Raw genomic sequence first — 15,695 nt, 5'->3', positions numbered from 1 at the left:
ACCTCTATAAAAAAATGCTAAAACAGTATTCTTTTTGGGCAATTTTATTCTTATTTTTCTTCAAAATTTTTTAATCTAAAAAACAAAGAATAATATGTCTTATTTATTTACATCTGAATCTGTTTCAGAAGGACATCCGGATAAAATCGCCGATCAGATTTCCGACGCATTAATCGACCACTTTTTAGCATACGATAAAAGTTCAAAAGTTGCCTGTGAAACTCTTGTGACGACAGGGCAGGTAGTATTGGCAGGAGAAGTAAAATCCGATGCCTACCTTGATGTTCAGACAATTGCCAGAGAAGTAATCAATGGAATTGGATATACAAAAGGGGAATATATGTTCAATGGAGATTCTTGTGGAGTGATCTCCGCCATCCATGAGCAGTCTCCCGATATCAACCAGGGAGTAGACAGAGCTGTAACAGATGAGTCTTTCGAAGCTAAAGCTAACGCACAGGGAGCTGGTGACCAGGGGATGATGTTCGGTTATGCAACTAATGAAACGGCAAACTATATGCCTCTTGCTTTAGATTTAGCTCATACAATCCTTAAAGAACTTTCCAATATCAGAAGAGAAAATAAAGAGATCCCTTATCTTCGTCCGGATGCAAAAAGCCAGGTAACTATTGAATATTCTGATGATCACAAACCAATCAGAATTGATTCTATTGTAGTTTCTACGCAGCATGATGACTTCGGAACTGAAGAAGAAATGCTGAACAAGATCCGTGAAGATATCAAGAATATCCTGGTACCTAGAGTGGTTGCACAGCAGACTGAAGAGATCAAAGCTTTATTCAACGATCAGATCAAATACCATATCAACCCGACAGGTAAATTCGTTATCGGAGGACCTCACGGAGATACCGGTCTTACAGGTAGAAAAATCATTGTAGATACTTACGGTGGAAAAGGAGCTCACGGTGGTGGTGCTTTCTCTGGAAAAGACCCTTCAAAAGTAGACAGAAGTGCTGCCTATGCAACAAGACATATTGCTAAAAACTTAGTAGCTGCTGGTATTGCTGACGAAGTTTTGGTACAGGTTTCTTATGCAATCGGTGTAGCAGAACCTTGTGGATTATATATTAATACCTATGGAACTGCAAAAGTGGATCTTCATGATGGCGAAATTGCTAAAAAAGTTTCAGGAATCTTTGATTTGAGACCTTATGCTATTGAGCAGAATCTAAAATTAAGAAACCCTATCTATTTGGAAACGGCTTCTTACGGTCACATGGGTAAAGATCATTATGTAGCTGATAAAACGTTCAATAAGGGACATAAGAATGAACTTACGCTGAAAGATCTTGAATTCTTCACGTGGGAAAAATTAGACAAAGTAGAGGAAATTAAAGCCGCTTTCGGAATTTAATTTTTTCTTTACCATAATAAATGACTGCTTTATCTTTTGATAAGGCAGTTTTTTTTAATTTTACACTTTAATTAATTGAAAGATGATGAATTTTCGAACTGCAGTTGCTGTACTCTCCCTGTTTTTTCTAAGCACATTAGTAAAAGCCCAATATACCATGCATAAAATGATCAGTGTGGGATATACCTACCAGAATCAGAGTTTTGGGGAATTAGGAGGTAAATTGCTTTTCCTGAAAAATGATGATGTAATTTATAGATTAGGCGGTTCTGCGCTGATGGGAGTTGCAGACTCCAAGTTTGCTATTATGCCAAAGCTGCAGGCTGATGTACTGCTCAATTTTGCAAAAAATGTTGACTTCTACCATTCTTATTATTTTTTAATGGGTGCAGAGGGAACAAATAAATATATTGCTCCGAAAATTGGAGTTACCTTATTTGGAATGCTGGATCTTACAGGAGGGTATGCTTTTCCTATCGGAGACGCCCGTTTAAACGGAAAAGAAATGAAAGGGTTAAATATTAATTTTACATTAAATATCCCAACTGTATTTATTCATGACATGTTTAAGTAACTTTTTTTAAATTTTTCTTGTGAAAATTTAATAATAAGTTAACAGTTATTAAAAAATGATTATATTTACATCATAATATAATTGTGCCGCCTATTGAAGAGACTCTACTCTAGAAAACTGTTTTGTATATACAGCAAAAGCCAGATGAAATATCTGGAGGAATACCTGTCTACAAATATTTATATTGAGAAGAGTTATGAAATCAAAATCGGATAGTTTACTAATTTCATTGTACCAGAAAGGTGATGAGGAAGCGTTATCGACCCTCATTCATCGCCATCAGAGAGAACTGTTTACATTCATTTTTTACAAAATTAATGATGAAGATTTAGCCAACGATATTTTTCAGGATACATTCATGAAAATCATCGTTATGCTGAAAGAAGGACGCTATAACGAAGAAGGGAAATTTATTCTTTGGGCAAAAAGAATCTCTCACAACCTGATCATCGATCATTTCAGATCTAAAGCAAAAAACATTAAAGTTTCAGAAACAACTTTTGAAACCGACGAATATTCTATTTTTGATTTAATACGGGAACCTTCGGAAAATATTGAAGATCAGCTTGTAACCAATCAGATCCAGGAAGATCTGTTGAGAATGCTGCAATTCCTTCCCCAAAACCAGCAGGAAGTGATCAAACTGAGGTTTTTTGACGGTCTGAGCTTTAAAGAAATTGCAGATCATACTGATATGAGCATTAATACTACCTTAGGCAGAGTAAGATATGCATTGATTAACCTGAGAAAAATCATGGATGAAAATAATATAATCTTAACCAGATAGATAATATTTCGTGAAAATTCACGTTTTAAGGAAAACATACTTCGCCTATGAAAAAAAATGATTCCTTAAAAGTGAAAACTTTGAAACCTAAAAAACAAACCATTGATTTTTTACTCAATTTTTCTAAAAGCCTTGAGGTGGTGAAAAGTAAGAGTAAAAATTATACGATCTTAAAAAATTAAAATCACTAACTTTGTGCTGTATGAAAATGCAGCACGTTTTTTTTGATCTGGACAATACGCTCTGGGATCACCGCAGAAATGCCTACCTTACCATCAAAGACCTTTTTGAAGATCAGGAGATTAACTCAAAGTATAATATTGACTTTGAGGAGTTTCACTCTGTTTATCATGATATCAATGAAGACCTCTGGGAAAAAATCAGAGATGGAATTGTTGGCAAAGAATATTTGAGAGAACACCGTTTCTATGATTCCTTCAAACATTTTGGAGTAGAAAACAAAGAACTTTCCAATTATTTTGAAGAAAATTTCCTGGATAATATTGTTGGATATAATGAATTGGTAGAGGGTGCCGAAGACATCCTTGAATATTTAAAAGCAAAGAATTATAAGCTTCATATTATTTCTAATGGTTTTCAGGATGTAACCGAAAGGAAGTGTACTTTATCGGGAATTGCTCCTTATTTTGAAACGATTACCAGTGCAGATTCTATAGGGGTAAGAAAACCTAATCCTAAGATTTTTGAATACTCTCTGGGGCTTTCGGAAGCTAAAAAAGAGGAAAGCATCCTGATTGGTGATGACTGGATTGCGGATGCTATGGGAGCAAAAAATTTCGGCATGGATTCTATTTTCTTTGATGTTTATAAAGAAGATAAGAAGGAGGCCGGGTTAAAGGCTATTACCCACCTTCAGCAAATCAAAGAATACTTATAAAATTTCTGACCGTAAGGTCTACAACAAAATAGAGTTAAACCATTGAGAAATCTTTTCTTAATGGTTTTTTTTATCTCCAATTTTTGCTGCATTTCATTTTTCCCAATTCTTTCCTAAATTGATTTGGACCTTTGCTTCATAATAATAACGAAAAACTTAATGTTATGAAAAATGTAAAGAAAATCACCGGAGTATTTATTTTTATCTTCATGTTGGCAGGAGGCTTTATTTCTGCACAGGACAGAGCGATCCAGGTCAATCAATTACCTAAAACGGCAAAAACCTTTCTTGCTCTCCACTTTAAAGGGATACCTGTAAGTTCAGCGATTGAAGACAGAGAGATCTATGGAGTGGATGAATACAAAGTATACCTGAGTAATGGAATGAAAATGGAATTTGATAGTAATGGAAACTGGAAAGAGGTAGATGGTAAACATCAGAAGTTGCCTTATGGTTTTATTCCTTTATCCATCAGAAATTATGCAACCCGTAATTTTCCGAATACGTCCATCGTTAAGGTAGAAAAAAAGAGATGGTCCTATAAAGCGGAGCTTTCCAACGGCCTGGAGCTGGAATTCGATAAAAACGGAAATTTTAAAAGAATTGATGACTAGCAGGTCATTACATATAACACCAAAATTTAAGAATATGATCAATTGGAATATCATAAGAAATACTGGAAGAGAAGCTTCTTCCAACAAGATTAGAAAGAGTATTGTGTCTTTTATAACAAGACATCATCCGTGCAGCGTGGTAAGCTCTATTGAAAGAAAATATAATGCCTATAAAATTCAACTGATGAGTGGGATGTGTCTCGTTTTTGATGCAGACGGTCGTTTTGTAAAAATGAACTAGTTGTTAAAGAAAAGAAGCAGGGAGCCGGAAGAAGAAAGGTGTTACTCCTTTACAATTAACAGAAAGTAATCATTGCCGGATGCGGGCAAGTAACTTCCGGCTCCCCACCTTATAATTTCATATATTTGATATAAGTTTTAACCGTTCAGCAGAGCGCAAATCAAAGCAGAATGAAGATTTTAATAGTAGAAGATGAACCGGCCATAAAGGATACTGTACAGAAATTTCTGGAAGCGGAACATTTTATTGTAGAACATGCAGATACATACAGCTCGGGCCTTGAGAAGATTATTTCCTACGAATATGATTGCATTTTGCTGGATATTATGCTGCCGGACGGAAGTGGGATAGACCTGCTGAGAGAAATAAAAAAAATGCATAAAAAAGATCCTGTCATCATTCTGTCGGCGAAAGATTCAGTAGATGATAAAGTAACAGGATTGGAGATAGGGGCGGATGATTATCTTGCCAAACCTTTTCACCTGGCAGAGCTTATGGCAAGAGTAAAGTCTGTGATCAGGAGAAATAACCAGGATGGGGAAAACAGTATTACATATAAAAATATCAGTATTGATCCCGATCTCAGAAAGGTGATGATAGGAAAGGAGGAACTTGTGCTGAACCGTAAAGAATATGACCTTCTGTATTACTTTGTTATTCATCCTGAAAAAACCTTACAGAAAACTACATTGGCTGAAGCGATCTGGGGAGATTATATAGATCAGGCAGATAGTCTGGATTTTATTTACTCGCAGATTAAAAATCTCCGCAAGAAGTTGAAAAATCTGAATGCTGAAGCTGATTTTCAGGCGGTATATGGGATAGGCTATAAATTTATCTGATGAAAGTTTCATTAAAATATTACACGATAAAATACCTTATTATGATCCTTCTGCTGATTATTGCAGTTTGGGCCGGGTTGTTTTATGCCTATATCCTGGATGAAGTTCATGATAATGTGGATGATGGGCTTAGGGACAGAAAAATACAGATCATTAAAGCAGTATACCTGAATCCCCAGCTATTGAAGAATAATGATTTTGGTTTTAATGAATTTAAGATTAATCCTATTACTGCCGGAGAATATAAAAATAAAAGCCGCCTCTATAATAAGATGTATTATATGGAGTATGACGATAAAGATCAGCCTTATCGTGTGCTTGAGGCAGACTTTATTGACCAGTATAAGATGAATCAGAGGCTTGTGATAAGAACTTCTACCGTAGAAGAAGATGAACTGATCTATGACCTCACAACAGCCTTAATTGTTCTCTATATTGTTTTGGTAATAAGTATAGTTGTTGTCAACGGATATCTGCTGAATAAAGCGATGCGCCCATTCTATTTAATTTTAGATAAACTTAAAAAGTACCAATTTGGGATTCCCGCGGATCAGGAGAATAAAGAATATATCATTAAAGAGTTTGAGGAGCTGAATGTTGAAATTAATGAAATGATTGAGCGTAATGAGCTTGTTTTTTATCAGCAGAAACAGTTTATTGAAAATGCCTCCCATGAACTTCAGACCCCACTTGCCATAGTTATTAATAAAATAGATCTCCTTATTCAGAATGATGACCTCGATGAAAAGAATCTGAATTTTCTCACCGGAGTAAAGAATGACCTGAGAAGGATGGTGGGGTTAAATAAATCTTTATTAATGCTTTCCAAAATAGAGAACAGCCAGTTTAATAAAACCGCAGGAGTAGACTTTAATGCTTTGATCGGCAAGCTGGTTCAAAATTATGAAGACTTTATAGAGTTTAAAAAAGTAGATGTAAATATCATAGAAAAAGGAAGTTTTGAAGCTGATTTTAACCGTGACCTTGCGGATATTCTGTTGTCTAATCTTCTTAAGAATGCCATTAAATATAATAATGAAGAAGGTACATTGAATATTATGATTGAGGATGACAGGATTACATTTCAAAACAGTGGAGCTGCCGTGGGATTAGATCCATCCAGGATTTTTGACCGTTTCTATAAACAGAGTTCCGATCACACCTCTACCGGCTTGGGGCTGTCGATTATTAAAACCATTATCAAGCAGTATCCCGGTTGGGACATTGTTTATAAGTTTGAAGATAAAATGCATTACTTTATACTTGAGAAAAATAAGATCTGAGAATATAATAGACAGCATCATGAAAAGAAAAAGCCCTTCAATTTGAAGGGCTTTCTTATGTTTGAAACTTAGAATTAAAATCCTAAGCTTGTTCTTACTCTTTTAATAGTTTCCAGTGCCACAGGTCTTGTTTTCTCTGCACCCTGCTGTAATTTTGCTTCCAGTTCGTCCAGATTATTCATATAATAAGCGAATGTTTCTCTTTCTTTGGCAAAACGAACTAAGATCAAATCCAACAATTCTTTTTTAGCATGTCCGTATCCGAAGTTTCCGGCAAGGTATTTAGCTCTTAATTCCTCGGTTTGCTCAGGAGTAGCAATAAGTTCATAAATCTGGAATGTCTTGTCTGTTTCAGGGTCCTTAGGCTCTTCCAACGATTTAGAATCCGATTCAATACTCATCACCTGTTTTTTCAGTTCCTTTTCAGGGAGAAAAACATTGATGATATTTCCCATAGATTTAGACATTTTACGGCCGTCAGTCCCGGGAACATATTTTGTGTCTTCCTGAAGTTCAGATTGTGGTAAAACAAAAACTTCACCCATTTGATTATTAAACCTCGAAGCTACATCTCTGGCAATTTCCAAATGCTGAAGCTGATCTTTCCCTACAGGCACAATCTCTGCATCATACAGCAGGATATCTGCAGCCATCAAAATAGGATAGGTAAACAGCCCTGCATTCACGTCCTGAAGACGGTCTGCCTTATCTTTAAATGAATGGGCCAGTGTTAATCTTTGATAAGGAAAAAAACATGATAAATGCCAAGATAGTTCACAGGTTTCAGCGATATCACTTTGTCTGTAGAAGAATGTTTTTTCAGTATCTAATCCACAAGCAAGCCAAGCCGCAGCAATCTCGTAGGTATTTTGTCTTAACGTCTGCGCATCTTTTATCTGGGTAAGGGTATGAAGATTCGCGATAAATAAAAATGATTCATTTCCTTCCTGCTTAGAAAGTTCAATAGCAGGAATAATTGCCCCAAGTAGGTTTCCAAGATGGGGGGTTCCGGTGGCTTGAATGCCGGTAAGAATTCTTGACATTTGTTTACAATATTTTAAAATTAATGAATTGCAAATTTACGAGGTTTGGTGGGATAATGGGTAAAAAAGATTAAAAGAATCAAGAATCAAGACTTGTTGTTACAATTCAGTGGGGAAGATCTTAGAGCTCCTCCACATATCAATTCTTCTATTAGCGTTACCAAAATTTAAAATCTTATGGAATTAAAATCTTCTCTCCCCCAAATTTCGGTTCCACCCCGAAAAGCAGATCCCAATAGACTTTGGCTTTTGCAATATACTCCCGCATGTTGGTTTTCAGACCTGCATACTTATTGACATCTGCAGCATTATATCCAAATGCTTCCATGCCATTTTTTCTGGCCAGGAAAACAGCTCTTTCATTATGAAACTTTTGGGAGATGATCACCAGCTTTGTCTGTCCGAAGATGTCTTTAGCCCTTACTACAGAATCCAAGGTTCTGAACCCGGCATGATCCATAATGATTTTATCCTGTGGAATCCCCTGATGCATTAAGGTCAGCAGCATATCTTCCGGTTCATTATAATCTTTGGTGCTGTTGTCTCCACTTACAATGATGTATTGGATTTTTCCACTCTTATAAAGATCTGTAGCAGCTTTAATTCTATTGTAGAAATAGGCATTTGGCATTCCATTGCTTAATGTTTTTCCTGTTCCCAGAAGTAATGCTGTTTTGGTTTCAGGTACATCGGCAATAGTGTAGGATACAAAAGCTTCACTTTCCTTTTTTATATTATAGTTTGCCCAGGCAATAAAAATAATTCCTGCCACAAAAAGAAGCAGGAAAAATGTGAAAATATTTTTGATTATTTTTTTCATCCGAAATAAATCTTTTAAAACTCAAGCCCGTTCGGGAAAGCTTTTTTTCTGAAGATTAACAGTAAGGCAGCTCCTACGGTAATAGCAGAATCAGCCACATTGAAAATATACTTGAAGAATTCAATATGTTTTCCGCCAATCAAAGGGATGTTTTCCGGAACATACCAGTCTACCAGTGGGAAGTGAAGCATATCAACCACACAGCCTTTCATGAAAGTGGAATATCCCTGGCCAAAAGGAACAAACTTAGAAATTCCGCCATATCCCAGCCAACGATCAATGCTTTGATCATAAACCGTTCCGCTGTCGAAGATCATTCCGTAAAACATACCATCGATAATATTTCCGATAGCTCCGGCAAAAATAATAGACATAGGAATCAGAAGATAGTTTGAGGCTCCTTCTTTCAGCCATTTTTTAAACATATATACCATTCCTCCAATTAGGAAAAGTCTCAGGATAACCAGAAAGTATTTTCCGATGATCCCTCCAAAGTGAAACCCATAAGCCATCCCGGGATTTTCCACAAAGGTCAGTTTGAATCCGGGAAGAACAGTCACGCTGTCATCCAGATTAAAATGGGTTTTAATATAAATTTTAGAAGCCTGGTCAATTAACAATACCAAAAATGTGATAGCTAATATCTTTTTCATTACAGTCCTTTAGGTTTTGGCGGTTTTGAAGCTGTTTTTGCATTTTTATTATCGCTCGCTTTCTTAATCACTTTCTGTCCATTAAATGAACTTTTCACATGAGCCTTTTCAAATTTAATGTTCATTTCTTTTAAAACGCCTTTCAGAGCGCTGAGCTCCATTGCATTTTTTGGGTGTACGATGATAGATTCCATTTCTTATATTTAAATGTTACATTTTGGACAATTCGTCAAGTCTTTTTCTTTCTTTTGGAGAAAGATCATTAATTCCGTTTTTGCCCATCTTACTCAAAAGCCTGTCGACTTCTTTTTCCCTTTCACGTTTATCGGAATTAAACTGATCATCTATCGTGTAATTTGTATGTTTATCGGGAAAGATCCTTTTTTTGATCCATTCTCTGTTGAAAAACAATAAAACTCCTACGACGATAATTACTAAAATTAATAATTCGTTCATGGGTATACATTAAAAATTAGGTTTATAAAGTATCCGTGAATACAATATAAACCCAATATTATTTTACAAACCTTACGGTTATTTTTGCATGTTTTTCGCTTCGATGCTCAAGGTAGCGTGAGGAACGGCTAAAAGTCTTTCCTTAGGAATAAGCTTCCCTGTTACTCTGCAAACACCATACGTTTTATTTTCGATTCTGATTAAAGCATTTTTAAGATCACGCACGAATTTTTCCTGTCTTCCTGCCAAAATAGAGTTTTGCTCCTTACTCAATGTTTCTGCTCCTTCTTCAAAAGCCTTGAAGGTAGGTGAAGTGTCATCTGTCCCATTATTCTGGTCATTGATGAAACTTTCTCTGATGAGCTGAAGATCTTTTTCTGCTTTCTCTATTTTTTCTTTTATGATTGCCTTAAATTCCTGTAAATCAGCATCGCTGTATCTAACTCTTTCGTCTGACATATTCTTTCTCTTTTTTAATAAAATTATGAAATGGATTTTGAAATACAATAACTACATGTTAATTTTTTTCGATATTTATCTTAAAACTAACCTCATCTATTTCGATTTCGTTAAAATTTGAAAGTGAAGATACAATTTCTATTTTATTTGACAAGACTTCAGAAGAAATATATTCCTCATTTTTCTTAACATTTTCAATGTAAGGAGAATTCTCCTCAATGAAGATATTAATTCTGTCTGTCAGCTCAAAATTCTTATCTTTTCGCAGGTTCTGAATTCTATTGATGAACTCTCTTGCGATTCCTTCAGATTTTAACTCATCTGTTAATGTCAAATCTAATGCCACAGTTGTTTTTCCATCAGAGGTTACCGTCCATCCCGGGATGTCTTTTGTTGAGATTTCCACATCATCTAATGTGATCTCATATCCCTGAATATCAAGCTTCCCTTCTCTCTCAAGATCTGAAATCTGTTCTGTACTAAGATTGCTGATTTCAGCCCCTACTACTTTCATGTCTTTTCCTAATTTAGGACCTAGTGCTTTGAAGTTGGGTTTTATCTGTTTTACAATTAAATGAGATGCTTCTTCAGCATTGATTAACTGTAATTCTTTCACATTTACTTCCTGCTTGATCAGATCGGCAACTGCCAAAATCTGTTCCTCTGTTTTAGAGTCCAATACAGGAATTAATACTTTTTGCAATGGCTGACGTACTTTTACGTTCTCTTTCTTTCTTAAAGAGAAAACCATACTGGTAATATTCTGAGCCAAATGAGTTTTTTCAACCAAATCCTGATCGATTAAACTTTCATCTGCAACCGGGAAATCTGTTAAATGCACAGATTCACAGTTTTCTTTACCTGTTACTTTATTTAAGTCCTGATACAACTGATCCATAAAGAACGGAGCAATAGGTGCAGATAGTTTCGTTACTACCTCCAGACAGGTATATAAAGTCTGATAAGCAGAGATTTTATCATCCGAATATTCTCCCTTCCAGAAACGTCTTCTGCATAATCTTACGTACCAGTTACTTAAGTTGTCATTCACAAATGTGCTGATCGCTCTTGCTACTCGGGTAGGTTCATAATCTTCATAGAATGCTTTCACCTCTTTGATCAGAAGGTTTAGCTCAGAAAGGATCCATCTGTCTATTTCAGGACGGTTTTCCACTTCTTTCTCTGAATAGTTGAACCCATCAACATTTGCATATAGTGCAAAGAATGAATACGTATTGTACAGTGTTCCAAAGAACTTTCTTCTTACCTCATCAATTCCTTCAATATCAAATTTCAGGTTTTCCCAAGGATTGGCATTGGAGATCATATACCAACGGGTAGCATCAGGCCCATATACAGAAAGTGTTTCAAACGGATCCACTGCATTTCCTAAACGTTTTGACATCTTCTGTCCGTTTTTATCCAGAACAAGACCGTTACTCATTACGTTTTTATAGGCTACAGAATCAAAAACAGCTGTTCCGATAGCATGAAGTGTATAGAACCATCCACGGGTCTGATCAACACCTTCAGCAATAAAGTCAGCCGGGAAAGCTTTATGATTGTCTATTAATTCTTTATTTTCAAAAGGATAATGCAGCTGTGCATAAGGCATCGAACCTGAATCAAACCAAACGTCGATCAAGTCGCTTTCACGCTTCATTGCTCTTCCGGAATCAGAAACCAACACCACTTTGTCAACCACATTTTTATGAAGATCAACCAGTTCATAGTTTGATTCAGACATATTTCCAACAACAAAACCTTTGAACGGGTTTTCAGTCATTAATCCTGCCGCAATAGACTTTTCAATTTCGTTGTAAAGCTCTTCTACAGAACCTATGATTTTCTCTTCTTTCAGATCATCCGTTCTCCAGATCGGTAATGGAATACCCCAATAACGTGAACGGGAAAGGTTCCAGTCGTTTACATTTTCAAGCCAGTTGGCAAAACGTCCTTCTCCGGTAGCTTTTGGCTTCCAGTTGATCTCTTTGTTCAGGTTTACCAATCTGTCTTTTACAGCGGTCATCTTTACAAACCATGAGTCTAATGGATAGTATAATACCGGTTTGTCTGTTCTCCAGCAATGCGGATACGAGTGGACATATTTTTCTACTTTGAAGGCTTTGTTTTCTGTTTTCAACAGAATGGCAAGCTCTACATCCCAAGATTTTTCAGGAGCAGTCCCTTCATCGTAATATTCGTTTTTGATATACTTTCCAGCATAGACTTCAGGAACGTTTTCTCCTTTGATGAATCTTCCCTGCAAATCTACCAACGGTACAAGGTTGTCATTTTCATCCTTTACCAACATCGGTGGAATTTCAGGCTGAGCCATCTTAGCAACCCTCGCATCATCAGCACCGAAAGTAGGTGCCGTATGAACGATACCTGTACCATCCTCTGTTGTTACAAAGTCTCCCAGGATTACTCTGAAAGCATTTTCAGGGTTGTCATTAGGGGTAAACCAAGGAACTAATTGCTCATACCTTGTATCAACAAGCTGTTCTCCTGTAAATTCTTTTAAAACTTTAAAAGGGATGACCTTGCTTTCCGAAGTATAGTTCGCGAAATCCTCATCAGTTCCCTCTGTATATTTTTTACCGAAAACCTTAGGTAATAAAACTCTTGATAAGACTACTGTTACAGGTTCAAAAGTATACTGATTGAAAGTTTTTACTACCACATATTCAATATCTCTGCCTACTGTAAGTGCTGTGTTGGATGGCAATGTCCATGGAGTAGTTGTCCATGCCAGGATATGCACATCTCCGTCAACATCACTGAATAAAGCAGATGAATCTTTCTTTACCTTAAACTGGGCTACAATCGTAGTATCTGAAACATCACGATACGTTCCCGGCTGGTTCAGCTCGTGGGAAGAAAGCCCTGTTCCTGCTTTTGGAGAGTAAGGTTGGATGGTATACCCTTTATACAACAAGCTTTTGTCATATAACTGTTTCAATAACCACCAAACGGTTTCCATATATTTTGACTTGTACGTGATGTACGGATCTTCAAGATCAACCCAATACCCGATTTTTTCAGTAAGGTTATTCCATACATCCGTATAACGCATTACTGCTTCACGGCATGCTTTATTGTAGTCTTCAATAGAGATTTTTTTGCCAATATCTTCTTTCGTAATTCCTAATTCTTTTTCTACACCCAGTTCCACAGGAAGACCATGCGTATCCCAACCCGCTTTACGGAAAACCTGTTTACCGTTTTGCGTTTGGTAACGGCAGAAAATATCTTTCAATGCTCTTGCCATTACGTGGTGAATTCCAGGCATACCGTTTGCTGAAGGCGGACCTTCATAAAAAACAAACTCAGGATTGCCCTGACGAATCTCAACACTTTTACTGAACGTATTATTCTGTTTCCAAAATTCCGCTACATTGTCGGCTATGTCAATAAGGTTGAGGTTTTTGTATTCTTTAAATTGGCTCATTGTAAATATCTCAATATCGTTGATTAATTAAGTCTGCAAATTTACTAAATTTTGTCGGTTTATAATATATGTTTTATTTTGATATCATCTATTAAAAAGTTCAATTTCAGAAATATAAATGAAGGGTAAGCATGAAAGTGAATGGTGAATGGTGAATAAGTGAGTTTTTCCGTCTTTTTTTACAATAAAATTTCACCGCCCTTATTCGGTAGAATTGGGCTTTGGGCAACCTAAAATGTAAATTACTCCAGCCATCGGATTTAACCCAAATGTAAATATGATCTATTTCAGATCGTTCAGATTTTTATTCACATGATCTTTGAAAATCCAGGTATATCTGTGATTAAAAATAAAATCTACAAGAGGAAAATAGCACAATCATTGCTTGAAATTCCGTATATTTAAATAGATCTAAACCCAAATGCTGTATGAAAATCTTTTATAAACTGATGCTGATTGTTTGTTTCATCAACAGCTTCTCTACCCAGGCTCAACATAATTATCCACAAAACTACTTCCGCAATCCCCTAAATATTCCCATGCAGTTGGCTGCCAATTTTGGGGCAGTCCGGGCTAACCATTTTCATATGGGCTTGGATTTACGGACGAACAGTAAAGAAAACCTGCCGGTAGTGGCAGCAGCAGACGGTTATGTAAGCAGGATAAAAGTGGAACGTTATGGTTTTGGGAATGCAGTCTATATTACCCATCCCAATGGATATACCACAGTGTATGCCCACCTGAATAAATATTTTGACAGACTTGATGAGTATGTAAAAGAAAGACAATATAAAGATGAAAAGTGGGAACAGGATATGACATTTCAGCCGGGGCAGTTTCCTGTAACAAAAGGGCAGCTTATTGCTTTGAGTGGAAATACAGGAGGTTCTGCAGGGCCCCACTTACATTTTGAAATAAGAGATACCAAAACGGAAGAATGTCTTAACCCTCTGCTCTTTGGTTTTGCCATTCCGGACTCTGTAGCTCCCATTATTAGTGGGCTGTACTGGTATGACAGAAGCTTCAGTACCTATGAACCAGGAGCAAACGGAGTCGCTGTAAAGAAAGCAGGAAATATATATACAACAGATCTTGTCACGGTAAATTCGCCGATGATCAGCTTTGCAGTTAAAGCGGTGGATAAGGCCAATCAGGGATTTAACCTTGGCGTTTACCAGGCAGAATTAGTAATGGACGGTAAGCTTATCTATAGTTTTTCCATTGATAAAGTGAGCTATGATGATACCCGCTATCAGAATGGCTGTATAGATTACACCAAATTCATCAGGGACAAAATGAATATCCAGCATTTATCTGTTTTACCGGGAATGAAATTACAGAACTACAGCCTTCCCAACTTATCGGGAGTTATTAATCTTCAGGATAAAGAGGTTCATCATATTGAGATTATTTTAAAAGACGTGAACGGAAATACAAGCCGGTTGGCAACAAAAGTGCAGCTGAATAATAACGGAAATAGTATTTCGTCTACCAGTACAACGATAAAGCCAAATGAAGGAAAAACAATGACCACAGAACATGGGGAAATAGTTTTCAGTAAAAATGCAGTGTATGATGCAGTGAATTTTAACATGTATGAAAAACCAAACGCTGAGGAAAATGGAGTTTCCAATACAATAGTGCTGCATCACCCCTATGTTCCCATTCATGATAAATATACATTGAAAATAAAACCGAACAGGAAATTAACCCAACAGGAAAAAGATAAAGTGGTTATGTTGCTGGATTATGGAAGTGATAAAGATGCTGTAAAAGGAAGCTGGACCGGAGATTGGGTACAGGGACAATTTAACAGATTGGGTACTGTGCAACTGATCGTAGATCATAGTTTTCCATCTGTTATGACGGAGTGGAAAGATGGAGCACTCATAAACACCGGGACTTTACGTTTGAAAGGAAATACAAAAGTGGGTGACATTGTTTCATTTAGAGCTGAGCTTGATGGAAAGTGGCTTAGATTTGCACGGGTAAAAGATTATTTTGTTTATACCTTCGATGAAAAGTGCCCCAAAGGATCTGGTGAACATACTTTAAAAGTAACTACAGTCAATACTGCAGGAAATACCAATACACAAACTTTAACGTTTCAGAGATAAATCAATGGAGGATACTAATCTTTTAATCTTTTCATGTTTCAATCTTTTATTTTTAAATAAATTTGTCTTCTAAAATTAA

At 36.4% G+C, this 15,695-nt stretch carries 16 protein-coding genes; 9 read left to right on the top strand and 7 right to left on the bottom strand.

Translation table 11 applies throughout. The features are described from left to right. Window positions 1–94: 94 nt before the first annotated feature. The 8 genes from metK (at window position 95) to DRF57_RS14680 (ending at window position 6,614) form a co-directional block, all read left to right on the top strand. Entirely contained in the window at window positions 95–1,375 is a 1,281-nt protein-coding gene (gene metK / locus DRF57_RS14715) for a methionine adenosyltransferase (RefSeq protein WP_047492368.1), read from the top strand. A gap of 82 nt (window positions 1,376–1,457) precedes the next feature. Beyond that, on the top strand, window positions 1,458–1,949 hold the full coding sequence (locus tag DRF57_RS14710) for a hypothetical protein (RefSeq protein WP_047492371.1): 492 nt from the start codon (window positions 1,458–1,460) through the stop codon (window positions 1,947–1,949). A gap of 196 nt (window positions 1,950–2,145) precedes the next feature. After that, window positions 2,146–2,736, top strand: coding sequence for an RNA polymerase sigma factor (locus DRF57_RS14705; protein ID WP_047492373.1), 591 nt, complete (start codon window positions 2,146–2,148; stop codon window positions 2,734–2,736). A gap of 202 nt (window positions 2,737–2,938) precedes the next feature. Next, entirely contained in the window at window positions 2,939–3,634 is a 696-nt protein-coding gene (locus tag DRF57_RS14700) for a YjjG family noncanonical pyrimidine nucleotidase (RefSeq protein WP_084087071.1), read from the top strand. A gap of 164 nt (window positions 3,635–3,798) precedes the next feature. Next, complete coding sequence (locus tag DRF57_RS14695; protein ID WP_206607194.1) at window positions 3,799–4,248, top strand: PepSY-like domain-containing protein; 450 nt, start codon at window positions 3,799–3,801, stop codon at window positions 4,246–4,248. A 34-nt stretch (window positions 4,249–4,282) separates the two neighbouring features. Next, the gene (locus DRF57_RS14690) at window positions 4,283–4,489 is read left to right on the top strand and encodes a PepSY-like domain-containing protein (RefSeq protein ID WP_157969898.1); all 207 of its coding nucleotides are present in this window, start codon (window positions 4,283–4,285) and stop codon (window positions 4,487–4,489) included. Window positions 4,490–4,659: 170 nt separating this feature from the next. After that, window positions 4,660–5,331: a response regulator transcription factor gene (locus tag DRF57_RS14685; protein WP_047492385.1), complete on the top strand. Its 672-nt coding sequence runs from the start codon at window positions 4,660–4,662 to the stop codon at window positions 5,329–5,331. After that, a complete protein-coding gene (locus DRF57_RS14680) occupies window positions 5,331–6,614 on the top strand; it encodes a sensor histidine kinase (protein ID WP_047492389.1) in 1,284 nt (427 codons plus the stop codon). Before DRF57_RS14685 ends, DRF57_RS14680 begins: the two co-directional genes overlap by 1 nt. Before the next feature lie 74 nt (window positions 6,615–6,688). Here DRF57_RS14680 and trpS read toward each other — a convergent pair whose 3' ends face one another. The 7 genes from trpS to ileS form a co-directional block, all read right to left on the bottom strand. Then, window positions 6,689–7,657 carry a tryptophan--tRNA ligase gene (gene trpS, locus DRF57_RS14675; RefSeq protein ID WP_115919314.1) on the bottom strand — a complete coding sequence of 323 codons (969 nt, stop codon included), beginning with the start codon at window positions 7,655–7,657 and terminating at the stop codon, window positions 6,689–6,691. 175 nt (window positions 7,658–7,832) lie between these two features. After that, a complete protein-coding gene (locus DRF57_RS14670; protein ID WP_047492396.1) occupies window positions 7,833–8,477 on the bottom strand; it encodes a SanA/YdcF family protein in 645 nt (214 codons plus the stop codon). A gap of 14 nt (window positions 8,478–8,491) precedes the next feature. Next, window positions 8,492–9,130, bottom strand: a complete 639-nt coding sequence (locus DRF57_RS14665; protein WP_047492398.1) for a lipoprotein signal peptidase — start codon at window positions 9,128–9,130, stop codon at window positions 8,492–8,494. Next, complete coding sequence (locus DRF57_RS14660) at window positions 9,130–9,324, bottom strand: DUF2683 family protein (RefSeq protein WP_047492401.1); 195 nt, start codon at window positions 9,322–9,324, stop codon at window positions 9,130–9,132. The genes DRF57_RS14665 and DRF57_RS14660 overlap by 1 nt, the downstream gene beginning before the upstream one ends. A gap of 16 nt (window positions 9,325–9,340) precedes the next feature. Continuing rightward, window positions 9,341–9,586 (bottom strand): DUF6576 domain-containing protein, encoded by a 246-nt coding sequence (locus DRF57_RS14655; protein ID WP_047492404.1) that lies wholly within the window; start codon window positions 9,584–9,586, stop codon window positions 9,341–9,343. 78 nt (window positions 9,587–9,664) lie between these two features. Continuing rightward, a complete protein-coding gene (locus DRF57_RS14650; protein WP_002983772.1) occupies window positions 9,665–10,045 on the bottom strand; it encodes a TraR/DksA family transcriptional regulator in 381 nt (126 codons plus the stop codon). 58 nt (window positions 10,046–10,103) lie between these two features. Further along, window positions 10,104–13,499, bottom strand: a complete 3,396-nt coding sequence (ileS, locus tag DRF57_RS14645; protein WP_115919312.1) for an isoleucine--tRNA ligase — start codon at window positions 13,497–13,499, stop codon at window positions 10,104–10,106. 428 nt (window positions 13,500–13,927) lie between these two features. On the opposite strand from ileS, the gene DRF57_RS14640 reads away from it, so the two are divergent. Further along, window positions 13,928–15,616 carry a M23 family metallopeptidase gene (locus DRF57_RS14640; RefSeq protein WP_047492411.1) on the top strand — a complete coding sequence of 563 codons (1,689 nt, stop codon included), beginning with the start codon at window positions 13,928–13,930 and terminating at the stop codon, window positions 15,614–15,616. Window positions 15,617–15,695 lie beyond the last annotated feature (79 nt).

The sequence above is a fragment of the Chryseobacterium rhizosphaerae genome, assembly GCF_003385455.1.
Classification (GTDB): domain Bacteria; phylum Bacteroidota; class Bacteroidia; order Flavobacteriales; family Weeksellaceae; genus Chryseobacterium; species Chryseobacterium rhizosphaerae.
The sequence above is the reverse complement of the archived record's forward strand: the minus strand, read 5'-3'. Positions and strand labels throughout refer to the sequence as shown.

Coding starts and splice junctions, on each gene's coding strand:
- metK (WP_047492368.1), top strand. CDS start 95: ATGTCTTATTTATTTACATCTGAATCTGTTTCAGAAGGACATCCGGAT.
- DRF57_RS14710 (WP_047492371.1), top strand. CDS start 1,458: ATGATGAATTTTCGAACTGCAGTTGCTGTACTCTCCCTGTTTTTTCTA.
- DRF57_RS14705 (WP_047492373.1), top strand. CDS start 2,146: ATGAAATCAAAATCGGATAGTTTACTAATTTCATTGTACCAGAAAGGT.
- DRF57_RS14700 (WP_084087071.1), top strand. CDS start 2,939: ATGAAAATGCAGCACGTTTTTTTTGATCTGGACAATACGCTCTGGGAT.
- DRF57_RS14695 (WP_206607194.1), top strand. CDS start 3,799: ATGAAAAATGTAAAGAAAATCACCGGAGTATTTATTTTTATCTTCATG.
- DRF57_RS14690 (WP_157969898.1), top strand. CDS start 4,283: ATGATCAATTGGAATATCATAAGAAATACTGGAAGAGAAGCTTCTTCC.
- DRF57_RS14685 (WP_047492385.1), top strand. CDS start 4,660: ATGAAGATTTTAATAGTAGAAGATGAACCGGCCATAAAGGATACTGTA.
- DRF57_RS14680 (WP_047492389.1), top strand. CDS start 5,331: ATGAAAGTTTCATTAAAATATTACACGATAAAATACCTTATTATGATC.
- trpS (WP_115919314.1), bottom strand. CDS start 7,657: ATGTCAAGAATTCTTACCGGCATTCAAGCCACCGGAACCCCCCATCTT.
- DRF57_RS14670 (WP_047492396.1), bottom strand. CDS start 8,477: ATGAAAAAAATAATCAAAAATATTTTCACATTTTTCCTGCTTCTTTTT.
- DRF57_RS14665 (WP_047492398.1), bottom strand. CDS start 9,130: ATGAAAAAGATATTAGCTATCACATTTTTGGTATTGTTAATTGACCAG.
- DRF57_RS14660 (WP_047492401.1), bottom strand. CDS start 9,324: ATGGAATCTATCATCGTACACCCAAAAAATGCAATGGAGCTCAGCGCT.
- DRF57_RS14655 (WP_047492404.1), bottom strand. CDS start 9,586: ATGAACGAATTATTAATTTTAGTAATTATCGTCGTAGGAGTTTTATTG.
- DRF57_RS14650 (WP_002983772.1), bottom strand. CDS start 10,045: ATGTCAGACGAAAGAGTTAGATACAGCGATGCTGATTTACAGGAATTT.
- ileS (WP_115919312.1), bottom strand. CDS start 13,499: ATGAGCCAATTTAAAGAATACAAAAACCTCAACCTTATTGACATAGCC.
- DRF57_RS14640 (WP_047492411.1), top strand. CDS start 13,928: ATGAAAATCTTTTATAAACTGATGCTGATTGTTTGTTTCATCAACAGC.